The sequence below is a fragment of the Ornithinimicrobium tianjinense genome (assembly GCF_014636495.1).
GTDB classification, from domain to species: domain Bacteria; phylum Actinomycetota; class Actinomycetes; order Actinomycetales; family Dermatophilaceae; genus Ornithinicoccus; species Ornithinicoccus tianjinensis.
Genome location: NZ_BMEM01000001.1, coordinates 733,994 through 745,303, shown reverse-complemented (window position 1 = coordinate 745,303; position 11,310 = coordinate 733,994). Strand labels below are relative to the sequence as shown.

At 72.9% G+C, this 11,310-nt stretch carries 11 protein-coding genes; 6 read left to right on the top strand and 5 right to left on the bottom strand.

Annotation, left to right across the window (positions count from 1 at the left end; genetic code table 11):
- Positions 1-239 precede the first annotated feature (239 nt).
- The 5 genes from IEV65_RS03510 to IEV65_RS03490 form a co-directional block, all read right to left on the bottom strand.
- Entirely contained in the window at positions 240-716 is a 477-nt protein-coding gene (locus IEV65_RS03510) for a cupredoxin domain-containing protein (protein ID WP_188428201.1), read from the bottom strand.
- A 36-nt stretch (positions 717-752) separates the two neighbouring features.
- A complete protein-coding gene (locus IEV65_RS03505) occupies positions 753-1,472 on the bottom strand; it encodes an anti-sigma factor (RefSeq protein ID WP_188428200.1) in 720 nt (239 codons plus the stop codon).
- A complete protein-coding gene (locus IEV65_RS03500) occupies positions 1,469-2,044 on the bottom strand; it encodes an RNA polymerase sigma factor (protein WP_188428199.1) in 576 nt (191 codons plus the stop codon). The genes IEV65_RS03505 and IEV65_RS03500 overlap by 4 nt, the downstream gene beginning before the upstream one ends.
- Before the next feature lie 133 nt (positions 2,045-2,177).
- Entirely contained in the window at positions 2,178-3,437 is a 1,260-nt protein-coding gene (locus IEV65_RS03495) for a mechanosensitive ion channel (protein ID WP_188428198.1), read from the bottom strand.
- A 107-nt stretch (positions 3,438-3,544) separates the two neighbouring features.
- Positions 3,545-4,303 carry an MBL fold metallo-hydrolase gene (locus tag IEV65_RS03490; RefSeq protein ID WP_188428197.1) on the bottom strand — a complete coding sequence of 253 codons (759 nt, stop codon included), beginning with the start codon at positions 4,301-4,303 and terminating at the stop codon, positions 3,545-3,547.
- A 136-nt stretch (positions 4,304-4,439) separates the two neighbouring features.
- Here IEV65_RS03490 and IEV65_RS03485 point away from each other — a divergent pair, with 136 nt between their 5' ends.
- The 6 genes from IEV65_RS03485 (at position 4,440) to denD (ending at position 11,292) form a co-directional block, all read left to right on the top strand.
- Positions 4,440-6,653, top strand: a complete 2,214-nt coding sequence (locus IEV65_RS03485; protein WP_188428196.1) for an MMPL family transporter — start codon at positions 4,440-4,442, stop codon at positions 6,651-6,653.
- A 250-nt stretch (positions 6,654-6,903) separates the two neighbouring features.
- A complete protein-coding gene (locus IEV65_RS03480) occupies positions 6,904-7,320 on the top strand; it encodes a hypothetical protein (protein ID WP_188428195.1) in 417 nt (138 codons plus the stop codon).
- A gap of 145 nt (positions 7,321-7,465) precedes the next feature.
- On the top strand, positions 7,466-8,725 hold the full coding sequence (gene otnK, locus IEV65_RS03475; RefSeq protein ID WP_188428194.1) for a 3-oxo-tetronate kinase: 1,260 nt from the start codon (positions 7,466-7,468) through the stop codon (positions 8,723-8,725).
- Positions 8,726-8,750: 25 nt separating this feature from the next.
- Complete coding sequence (otnI, locus tag IEV65_RS03470) at positions 8,751-9,539, top strand: 2-oxo-tetronate isomerase (protein ID WP_188428193.1); 789 nt, start codon at positions 8,751-8,753, stop codon at positions 9,537-9,539.
- Positions 9,536-10,336 carry a DeoR/GlpR family DNA-binding transcription regulator gene (locus tag IEV65_RS03465; protein ID WP_188428192.1) on the top strand — a complete coding sequence of 267 codons (801 nt, stop codon included), beginning with the start codon at positions 9,536-9,538 and terminating at the stop codon, positions 10,334-10,336. The genes otnI and IEV65_RS03465 overlap by 4 nt, the downstream gene beginning before the upstream one ends.
- Positions 10,333-11,292, top strand: coding sequence for a D-erythronate dehydrogenase (gene denD, locus IEV65_RS03460; RefSeq protein ID WP_188428191.1), 960 nt, complete (start codon positions 10,333-10,335; stop codon positions 11,290-11,292). The genes IEV65_RS03465 and denD overlap by 4 nt, the downstream gene beginning before the upstream one ends.
- The last annotated feature ends 18 nt before the right edge of the window (positions 11,293-11,310 follow it).

Sequence of the window (11,310 nt, the reverse complement as noted above, 5' to 3'; positions counted from 1 at the left end):
CGACGAGGTAGGTCCACCTCCGGGGCAGGGCGAGGACCAGCAGGGCTGCCGCGGCGGCGACCCCGCCCTGGATGCGGAAGAGGTTGCCGGCTCCGATGCCACCTGGGGCGGCGAGGTCCATGACGGGAGCCATCGTGAGGTGGATGTAGGCGTCGGCGGCCAGGCCGAGGACGACGACGGCCCTGATCACCAGCTCGGTGGTGCGGGACGACGCGGTCGTGCGGGTGGCGGTGGTCATCTCAGCCCTCCTCCACGACGAGCGTGGCGGTCATGTTCGGGTGAGGACGGCAGAAGAAGTCGTAGTCACCCGGCTCGTCCGGCGCGGTGAACGTGACCTCCTCGCCCGGTCCGACCGCGACGTCGAAGGTCGCGCCGTCGTCGTCCGAGGTGACCGTGTGGCCGACGTTGTCGTCGTTGCGCACCGTGATCTCGGCACCGGGTGCGACGGCGTCCGGGACGTCGTAGGCGAAGTCGGAGATGACGACGGTCACGGGTGCCGCCATGTCGTCGTCGGTGGCCTCGTCGGTGGCGTCGTCGGTCGCCTGGTCGGTCGCCTGGTCGGTGGTCGGGCCCGCGGCCGTCGAGGCCGGCGCGCCGTAGCCGCCGTCGTCGGCACCGTCGTCACCACCACCGCCCCCGCAGGAGCTGAGGAGCCCGACCGTGAGGGCCAGGCCGACCGCGTGCCTGAGGAAGTGGTGGCCCTGGGAGCTGTCCATGTGAGTACTACGTCGCCACGCCCGGTCCGGATTGCCTCACAGCTGCGCTCGGGCCCAGACCGTCCCGTCGGCGCGGACGAGCTCGACCGCCTCGAGGGTCGGACCGGGGTCCCTGACGATCCAGGACCGCGGGGAGCCCTCGGCCAGCCGCCAGGTGCCCACGTCCTCGGAGGTGCCGTCGGCCATCATCAGCCGGCACGTCCATCTCCCCTCGGTCCGGGCCAGGCTGAGGTCGACGACGAGCATCGAGCCGTCGGCGGCATAGCTGCGCGACACGCTGCCCACGTGCGCCTCCCCCGCCATGAGCGGTGCGACCCACGGGTTCGGCTCGTCCCCGTCGCGCAGGAACGAGGCCGTCGCCCCTGCCCCTGCGGCCAGCCCCAGCACGCCGGCGGCTGCCGCCCAGAGCAGGTGCCTGCGGGTGGGCCGCGCGGTGGTGGTGGTGGTGGCGGTGGAGCTGGACGAGGAGGAGCCAGCGGTGGAGCTGGTCTGCAGCGAGGCTCGCTCCGCCTCCAGCCGGTCGAGCACGCCGGTGAGGAAGGCGGCGGGAGGGGCGACCCGCGGGACGGCGGGCAGGACGAGGTCCACGGCGCCCGCCAGGTCGTCATAGTGACGGCGGCAGCTGCCGCAGACCGCCAGGTGGTCGGTCAGCTCGCCGCGAGCGGGCTCGGGGACCTGACCCAGCGCCAGCTCGACCAGCTGGTCCTCCTCCGGGTGCACGGTCTCGACCACGTCGGGACGCTGCCATCCGCTCATCGGTCCACCTCCATCGCTGCGCGGAGCCTGCGGAGTCCGGTCCGGATGCGCGTCTTGGCGGTCCCCAGCGGGATCCCCTCCCGCTCCCCGACCTCCGCCGCCGTGCAGCCGCCGAGCACCGCGAGCACGACCGCGCGGGCCTGCTCCGGGGCCAGCTCGTGCAGGCGTCGCACCGCCTGCTCCGTCTCCAGCCGGTGCACCGCGCTCTCCTGCAGGTCGGGGGCGGCGACGGTGGTCTCGTGCACGAGCTGGTCAAGGATGTCGTCCTCCGTCGGTGTGCTGCGCCGCGCCCGGACGGCGTCGATCGCGGCGTTGCGGGTGATGGTGAGGAGCCAGGTGAGGACCGAGGCGCGGCGCACGTCATACCCCGAGGCGGCGCGCCAGGCGCGCACGAAGACCTCCTGCGAGACGTCCTCGGCCAGGGCCGGGTCACGGGTGATCCCGACGGCCAGGCCGAAGACCGGCGCCTGGAAGCGCCGGACGAACGCCGCCGAGACCGCCGGGTCGTCCAGGGCCAGCCCGGCGAGGAGAGCAGCGTCGGCCGCGCGGTCGGCACGGGAGACGGAGGCCACGTCTGAGGGTACGACCGGGAGCCTCGCAGGGATTGCGGATCGGGCACCGGGCAGGAGGACGCCCCCGGACGAGGTCCGGGGGCGTCCTCAGGTGGGGGCGGCTGTCACCCCTGGGTCAGACCGGTCAGACCGGTCAGACCTGGGGGCCGCGGGGCACCGGGTCGGTGCTGGTGTCCACCTTGGCCTCCATCTTGTTCAGCGACCGGGCGGCCGCCTCGCGCCCGCCGAGGCCGTAGGCCAGGGCGGCGGCGGCCGCGGCACCGACGACGACCGCACCGAAGGCGAGGTTGATGATCGAGTCGGCGATGCCCATGTACTTCAGGCCCATGGCCACGAACAGCGCGGTGGTGGACCAGTAGATGACGTTGCCGGCCGTGCCGGTGCCGATCGTGCGGCGCAGCAGGCCCGCGATGATCACGCCGGCGGCGATGATCGCACCGCCGAAGAGCACCCGGCCACCCAGGCTGAGGATCTCCTCCAGGATGTTGGTGATCGCCGGGAAGCTGAGCAGCTGCGCGGCCATGACCGCGAAGAACAGCAGGATGGCGAGCTGGGCGATCCGGGCGATGATCGCCGACGCGCTGCGGCCCTCGGGGACGATGCCGAGACCGGCGATGGTGCGGTCCGCGCCGAGCCCGCGCAGGGTCGACTCGAGCAGCTGGCCGGCGAACCGGGCGATGACGTAGCCCAGCCCCAGCAGCAGCGCCGCCGCGATGATGCGCGGGATCGCGTCGAGGATCGTGGTGAGCATGCTCTCGGCCGGTTCGGAGATCGCCGAGATGCCCAGGATCTGCAGCGAGGCGATCGCGACGACGATGAGGATGACCGCGAAGAGCAGGTTGGCCAGGATCGTCGACAGCCGGGTGGAGGTGCCGGTCGCCGTGCCGGTGGTGACCGGCGCGCCCGTCGAGGTCGCGGCGCCGGGGGCGCCGGGAGCGTCGGTGAGACCCTCGGTGGCGGCGCGCTCGTTGAGCCGCGCGACCGCCCGGTCCAGACCGGCCGAGTCGAGAGCCGTCTCGGTGATCTGGCGCACGATCTTGGCGATGACGAAGCCGATGAAGAAGACGAAGCCGGCGCCGATGATGTTCGGGACGTAGGTGAGGATGCTGCCGAGCATCCCCTGGATCGGCGCGAGGACGCGGTCCAGGGCGAACACCTGGAGCACCGCGATCAGGCCGAACAACCACACCAGCAACGATGCGATCGATCCGATGGCTTCCCCGAGCGACTCACCGTCGTGCGACTCGCGCTGCAGGAATCTGACCCTGCCCACGAGCTTGGTGATCGCCCACCGCACGGCGCGGGCGACGATCCAGGTGACGATGAGGATGACGAGGGCGATGCCTACCTTCTCCAGCAGGCCCACCCAGTCGTAGTCACGCCAGGTATTCATGTGTCTCTCCTTCGAGGACTCGCTTCGTGACCTGCATCACAAGCCACCGGCCTCACCCTAGGGAAGGTCGGCGGCCCGCGCGACACGAGCGCCGGCTCGACACCGGCTCAGACGGTCGTGACGAGCCCGGACCGGGCCAGCTCGACCTCCCCCTGCCACCCCTCTGACGCCTCGGCCCGCGCCTCCTCCGGGTCGCGCCAGGGCGGCAGGTGGGTGAGCATCAGCCGACGGGCGCCGGCGGCCGTCGCCGCCTCCGCAGCCCGCCGCGCGGTGAGGTGGACGCCCGGGTCGGCCTGCTCCCGCTCGAGGTAGGACGCCTCCACCAGCGCGAGGTCGGCCCGCTCGAGCACCCGGCCCAGCCCGGGACAGGCGTCCGTGTCGCCGGAGTAGGCCAGGACGGCACCGCCGCTCTCGACGCGCAGCCCGAACGCCGGGACGGGGTGCGCCACGGCGTACGGCGTGAGGGTGAACGGCCCGACCGTGAAGGTGACGCCGTCGGCCAGCTCGCTGAACGCCATACCCCTCAGCGGCTCGGCCGCCCGCACGCCGTAGGCGCGTGCCATCCGCTCCGGGGCCCCCGCCGGCGCCCAGACCGGCAGGTCCGAGGTCGCGGGCCGGGGCCCGTAGGAGCGCAGCACCCGCAGCCCCGTGAGGTCCAGGCAGTGGTCGGGGTGCAGGTGGGACAGGACCACGGCGTCCAGCACGCAGGGGTCGGTATGCCGTTGCAGCGCGCCGAGTGCGCCCGACCCGAGGTCCAGGAGCAGGCGCCAGGTGCGGCCCGCGTCCTCGGCGGTCACGAGGTAGCAGCTGGCCGGGGAGTCCGGGCCGGGGAACGACCCGCTGCAGCCGACGACGGTGAGGTCCATGGGTCCATGGTGCCCCCGGCACGCGGTGGGAGTGCGCTGATGGGGGCTGCCCCCACCCCCGATCTTCCGGAAACCCGCCACGGACCGTGGCGCCAGCGGCACAGACGACGGCGCGCGCGACCGGAAGGGTGAACCTGTGAGCATCCTGATACCGCCTGCGCCGGAGTCCGCGCGGCGTGAGCCCGACATCCAGACCCGTGATCCCTATCGTCCCGACCTGCGTCGCAGCCCGCTGGCGCTGTGGTCCGCGGACCACCGCTGGGCGGTCCTGCTGACCTCCGTGGTGACCCTTGCAGCCGCCCTCTGGCTGATGATGTCGGTCGGCATCACCACCGCCGACTTCGAGGACAGCCTGCAGGGGGACTCGAAGAAGGCCGCTGAGCTGATGGGCGCCGACTTCGGCGAGGCGCCCACCGAGATGGTCATCGTCACCGATCCCGACGGGCCGCTGGCCGGGCAGGAGCTGGTGACGCTCGGCACCGAGCTGGCCACGGCATACCAGGGCGTCGACGGGGTCGCCGCGGTCGGCACGCCCTTCCCCGGGCAGGACGGGAGCCTGGTGCTGCCGGTCGAGCTGACCGCCGACGCCGAGGGCGAGGCCGTCGACGTCTCGGGCGTCTCCGCGGCCACCCTCGAGGTCGCCGCCGACCACCCCGACCTGACCGTCGGGCAGTTCGGCAACGCCTCGCTGAACGCCGAGGTCGACGAGCAGCTGGGTGACGACTTCCTGCGCGCCGAGCTGATCGCGATCCCGATCACCCTGCTGGTCCTGCTCGCGGCCTTCGGCGCGGTGGTCGCGGCCGGCGTCCCGCTCGCGCTCGGCCTGGGCAGTGTCGGCGTCGCCCTCGGGCTCACCGCGCTCGTCTCGGCCGGCATCGTGCCCGTCGACCAGAACAGCCAGAGCCTGGTGCTGCTCATCGGCCTGGCGGTCGGCGTCGACTACGCGCTGTTCGTGCTGCGTCGGGCCCGCGAGGAGCGCGCTGCCGGCGCCACCGTCCGCGACTCGATCGGCATCGCCGGCGCGACCGCCGGCCGCGCCGTCGTGGTCTCCGGGCTGACCGTGGTGGTCGCGATGTCCGGGATGCTCGTCGCCGGCGGGATGTTCGCCTCGATGGGCATCGGCGCGATGATCGTCGTCGGTGTGGCCGTCGTGGCGGCCGTGACGACGCTGCCGGCGCTGCTGTCGGTCCTGGGTGACAAGGTCGAGTGGCTGCGGCTGCCGTTCACGCGTCGACGGACCGCCCGCGCGGGGTCGCCCGACTCCGCCTGGGGCCGCCTGGCGGCTGCCGTCACGCGCCGACCGCTCGCCTGGGCAGCCGTGTCCGCCGCCGTGCTGCTGGCACTCGCCGCCCCCGCCCTGAGCATGAAGACCTCGCTGGGCGGCCTGGAGACCCTGCCGCAGGACCTGCCGGGGATCCAGGCCTACCACCAGCTGGAGAAGGCCGTGCCGTCAGACGGGGAGGCCCTCACCTTCGTGGCCAGCGTGCCCGCCGGCGCGGCCGACGAGGTCGAGGCGGTCCTCCTGGGCGCCGCCGACGAGCTGACCGCGGTCCGTCACGTCACCGGGACGGCGCCCGAGGCCAGGGTCTCCACCGACGGCACCGTGCTGACCTGGGACGTCGGCATCGACGTCAACGGCAGCGACGACCAGCTCCCCGTGCTCGTGGACGAGGTGCGCGAGGACGTCCTGCCCCAGGTCCGGGCGGAGCTGGCCGACGTGCCGGGCGCCGAGGTCTACCTGGCCGGCAGCGCCATGAACGTCGACATGACCGACTGGATGGACGGCCGCCTGCCCTGGGTCGTCGGCTTCGTCCTCACCCTGACGCTGGTCGTCATGGCCCTGGCCTTCGGCTCCCTCTCGCTGGCGGCCGCCACGGTCGCGCTCAACCTGCTCTCGGTCGGCGCCGCCTACGGCATCCTCGAACTGGTCTTCGGCGGGTCCACCTGGGCGGAGGGGCTGCTCGGCTTCACCACCACCGGGACGGTCGCCGCGTGGCTGCCGCTGATGCTCTTCGTCATGCTCTTCGGGCTGTCGATGGACTACCACGTGTTCGTCGTCAGCCGGGTGCGCGAGGCGCGGGACGCGGGCGCCTCGACCACCGACGCGATCCGGTATGGCGTCGCCCGCTCCGCCGGCGTCGTCACCGCCGCGGCGCTCGTCATGGTCGGCGTGTTCTCGGTCTTCGGGACGCTGTCGATGCTGGAGATGAAGCAGATGGGCGTCGGCCTGGCCGCCGCGATCCTGCTCGACGCGACCCTGGTGCGCGGCGTGCTCCTGCCCTCCGTGCTCGCGCTGCTGGGCGAGGGGGCCCACACCGGGCCACGGTGGTTGCCCCACCTCAAGCACTGAGGTCGACCCGGACAGTGCCGACGCAGCGGGCGGTGCCGCTGCGTCGGCGCTGTCGTGCCTGTGGACAGGCGGCAGCCCGGGCTGCCCGACCTGGCTAGGGTCGGTCCGCAGGATGCAGGACCGACGACGAAGGGGGCAGGCCGTGCGGGTGCGGGATCCGAGGGGTCAGGTATGGCGCGTGAGCCGGCGGTGGGTGCCGTGGCGCAGGCGGCGCAGGCTGCCGGAGTGGGAGGACAGTCAAGGACCACTGGTGATCGGCCGGGACGTGCCCGGCAGCGACTCGCCGCTTTTGGTGGCCGTGCAGGTCCTCAGCCTGTTGGTCGGCGTCGTCCTGGCCCTCCCGGCGCTCGTGGCGCTCCTGGCCTTCGCGGTGGAAGCCGTTCTGGTCATCGCGCTGGTCCCCTTCGCCGCGCTGGCCAGGGTCGCGCTGGGCCGTCACTGGACCGTCGAGGTCACCACCGACCTGACGCCGGTGTGGGAGACCGAGGTGGGTCGCTGGGGCCAGACCCGCCAGGCCCTCAGCGCCATCGCGAGCGGGCTGGAGCAGGGCGTCTACCCCTGGGAGGAGCAGACGGGTCGCGCACTCATCGACCTGAGCACGGCGCGCCGCGGACCGGGCGGAGCCCACCGCACGGAGGCCGGTCACGCGCCGGCGCCGCCCACCTAGGTCGGACCGACAACGGCATACGGGCCGGCGAACACCGCATGTCAGTTCGGTGACTTGTGAGTAACTGTGATGATTTGTTACCTTCTGTTCATCACCTCACGGGCGCCGCGCGGATGCGGACGCCCTCGGCCCAGGAGACAGACACATGGCAGTGCGGCTCGGCGTCATTGCGGACGACTTCACCGGCGGGACGGACATGGCCGGCTTCCTCTCGACCAACGGCCTGCGGACCGTGCAGCTCACGGGCCTCCCGGACCCGGCGACCCGGCTGCCCGAGGGGACCGAGGCGGTCGTCGTGAGCCTCAAGAGCCGCTCCGTGCCCGCCGAGGAGGCGGTGTCGATGAGCCTGGCGGCCCTGGCCTTCCTCCGCGCGGCCGGCGCCGAGCGCTACTTCTTCAAGTACTGCTCCACCTTCGACAGCACCCCCCAGGGCAACATCGGCCCGGTCACGGACGCCCTCCTCGAGGAGCTCGGCGAGGACTTCACCGTCGTCGCCCCGTCACTGCCGGTCAACGGGCGCACGACCTACAAGGGTCACCTCTTCGTCGGCGACGTGCCGCTGGACGAGTCCGGCATGCGGCACCACCCGATCACCCCGATGACCGACTCCAGCCTGGTACGCCTCATGGACGCCCAGTCGCGCGGCACGACGGGCCTAGTCGACGCCTCGACCGTCGCGGACGGTGCCGAGCAGGTGCGCGCCGCCCTCGGCTCGGTCCGCGCCGCCGGTCACTCGTATGCCGTGCTGGACACCGTGAGCGACGCCGACCTCGTCACCCTCGGGGAGGCCGTGAGCGACTACCGCCTGGTCACCGGCGGGTCCGGCCTGGGCGGCGGTCTGGCCCGCGCCCTCTCCGGCGGGGCCGGTGACCGCACGACCACGTGGGTCGCCGGCGACGGGCCGACCGTGGTGCTCTCCGGCTCCAGCTCCCAGATGACCAACCGCCAGGTCGCGGCCTACCGCGAGCTCGCCCCCTCCCTCGCGGTCGACGTCACCCGGCTGCTCACCGGCTCCGAGGGCTACCGCGAGGAGGTCCACGGCTGGGTGCTCGAGCACGCAGCGGCAGACGCGCCGGCGCCGCTGGTCTACGCCACGGCCGAGCCGGAGGAGGTCGCCCGCGTCCAGCAGCAGCACGGGCCGGGCAGCAGCGCCGCGATCGAGTCGTTCTTCGCCTCGCTGGCGCGGGAGCTGGCCGCCGCCGGCGTGCGCCGCTTCGTCGTGGCGGGCGGGGAGACCTCGGGCGCGGTCACCGGCGCGCTCGGCGTCACCGGTTTCGAGATCGGCCCGCAGATCGCCCCCGGCGTCCCGTGGGTCCGGGCCCTCGGCAGCGGCGTCGAGCTGGCCCTGAAGTCCGGCAACTTCGGGGACCCCGACTTCTTCGCCACCGCCACCCGGTCCGCCTGACCACCCGCACCCCGAGGAGACCGCCGTGCCCCGCTTCGCCGCCAACCTGTCCATGCTCTTCACCGAGCTGCCCTTCCTCGACCGCTTCGGAGCCGCTGCCGCCGCCGGCTTCGAGGCCGTCGAGTTCCTCTTCCCCTACGAGCACCCCGCCGAGGAGATCGCCGATCGGCTGAGCGAGCACGGCCTGACCCAGGCGCTCTTCAACCTGCCGCCCGGCGACTGGGCGGCGGGTGAGCGCGGCATCGCGGCGCTCCCCGACCGGGTCGAGGAGTTCCGCGCCAGCGTCGGGACCGCCCTCAGGTATGCCGAGGTGCTGGGCTGCGAGAAGCTGCACACCATGGCCGGCATCACGGCCGACCTCGACCGCGCGGCCGCGGACGCGACCTACCTGTCCAACGTCCGGTACGCCGCCGACCGCGCCGCGGAGGCGGGCCGGATCATCACCGTGGAGCCGCTCAATCCCTACGACGTGCCCGGCTACCACCTGGGCAGCATGCGCGCCGGTCTGGAGTTCCTCGACGCGGTCGACCGGGACAACGTCCTGCTCCAGCTCGACCTCTACCACGCGCAGATCACCGACGGCGACATCACCCGCCTGATCGAGCGCGCCGACGGGCGCATCGGTCACGTCCAGGTCGCGGCCGTCCCGCACCGCCACGAGCCCGGCACCGGCGAGCTCGACGACCACTACGCCCTCGCCGTCCTGGACCGCGTCGGGTATGCCGGGTACGTCGGGTGCGAGTACCACCCCGCCGCCGGGACGGTGGCGGGACTGGCGTGGCTGGACCGCTACCGCGACGGGGGCCAGCGGTGATCCCCCTCGAGCGCCAGCGCCAGATCCTGCGGGTGCTGCAGGAACGGGGCACGGCGAGCGTCAGCGAGCTGCGGGACCTGCTCGCCGTCTCGCACATGACGGTGCGTCGCGACATCGCCGCCCTCGAGGAGCTCGGGCGCGTGGTCTCGGTCTCCGGTGGGGTGAGCCTGCCCCAGCGTCTCGTCCTCGACGACCCGCACACGACCAAGGAGCTCATCCACCCTGACGAGAAGGCCGCGGCGGCCGAGCGGGCCGCCCAGCTGGTCGAGGAGGGCGACCTCGTCCTCCTGGACGCCGGCACCACGACCCTCGCGCTGGCCCGCGCCCTGGCCCACCGGTCCGACCTCGCCTTCGTCACCAACGACCTGGCCATCGCCACCTTCCTGTCCGAGCACGCACAGGGCCGGGACCTCTACCTGGCCGGCGGGCGGGTGGACCGCGCCAACCTGTCCACCGAGGGTGTCCAGGTGGCCGAGGCCATCGCGGGCTTCAACATCGACATCGCCTTCCTGTCCACCTCCTCCTTCGACCTGCGCGGGCTGTCCGTGCCCACCGAGGCCAAGAAGGTGGTCAAGCGAGCGGCCCTGGACCACTCGGACCGGTCGGTGCTGCTCACCGACAGCAGCAAGTACGGCCGCGTCGCCGCCCTCCGTGCCGCCGGGCTCGTCGAGCTCGACGCCATCGTCACCGACACCGCCCTGGCGCAGTCCGCCCAGGACGGCATCGCCCAGCTCGACGTCGAGCTGATCCTCGTCGACGTCGCCGAACACCAGCGCACACGAAAGGTGCACCCATGAGAATCGTCGTCACCGGCGGTGCCGGATTCCTCGGCAGTCGCGTCATCCGTCTTCTCCTTGAGCGGCAGGACGCCGGCAGCGCACCGCTCGCGTTCGACTCGGTCGTCTCCTTCGACCTGGCGCAGTGCCCCGTGGACGACCCGCGGGTCAGCTCCGTCGTCGGTGACATCGCCGACCCGGCGCTCATCGCGGAGGTGATCACGCCCGACACCGTGGCGGTCTACCACCTCGCGGCCGTGCTGAGCGGCGGCTCGGAGGAGGACTTCGACCTGGCCATGACGGTCAACGTCGACGGCACCCGCGCCCTGCTCGAGGCCGCGCGCACCACCGGGGCCGCTCCTCGCTTCGTGTTCACCAGCTCCCTCGCCGTCTTCGGTGGTGCGATGCCCGACGTCGTGCCGGAGGAGCTGGCCACGAGGCCGGAGTCGACCTACGGCGCCTTCAAGGCCATCGGTGAGCTGCTGGTCAACGAGTACTCCCGCAAGGGTTTCGTGGACGGGCGCGTGCTGCGCCTTCCGACGATCTCCGTGCGCCCCGGGCGACCCAACTCCGCGGCGTCCTCGTTCGCGAGCGGGATCCTGCGCGAGCCCCTCAACGGCCAGCCGAGCCAGGTCCCGGTGCCCCTGGAGACGCGGATGTGGCTCTCCTCCCCCGACGTCGCCGTCCGCAACCTCGTGCACGCCCTGGAGGTCGACGGCGACCAGATCGGCCCCTGGCGCACCCTGAACCTGCCGGGCATCACGGTCACCGTGAGCCAGATGCTGGAGAGCCTCGAGCGGGTCGGCGGCCAGCAGGCCAGGGCCCTGGTGACCGAGGTCCCCGACCAGCGGATCAACGACATCGTCGGCTCCTGGCCGGGCGACTTCGACGTGGAGCGGCCGCTCGCCCTGGGCTTCCAGCGCGACGAGACGTTCGACGCCGTCGTGACGCAGTACCGCAACGAGTTCGTCGGCTGACCCGGCCGCGGACACCCT

What these genes read in the sequence shown, in the direction of transcription:
- IEV65_RS03510 (WP_188428201.1), bottom strand. Translation starts at nt 716, where the DNA reads ATGGACAGCTCCCAGGGCCACCACTTCCTCAGGCACGCGGTCGGCCTG.
- IEV65_RS03505 (WP_188428200.1), bottom strand. Translation starts at nt 1,472, where the DNA reads ATGAGCGGATGGCAGCGTCCCGACGTGGTCGAGACCGTGCACCCGGAG.
- IEV65_RS03495 (WP_188428198.1), bottom strand. Translation starts at nt 3,437, where the DNA reads ATGAATACCTGGCGTGACTACGACTGGGTGGGCCTGCTGGAGAAGGTA.
- IEV65_RS03490 (WP_188428197.1), bottom strand. Translation starts at nt 4,303, where the DNA reads ATGGACCTCACCGTCGTCGGCTGCAGCGGGTCGTTCCCCGGCCCGGAC.
- otnK (WP_188428194.1), top strand. Translation starts at nt 7,466, where the DNA reads ATGGCAGTGCGGCTCGGCGTCATTGCGGACGACTTCACCGGCGGGACG.
- denD (WP_188428191.1), top strand. Translation starts at nt 10,333, where the DNA reads ATGAGAATCGTCGTCACCGGCGGTGCCGGATTCCTCGGCAGTCGCGTC.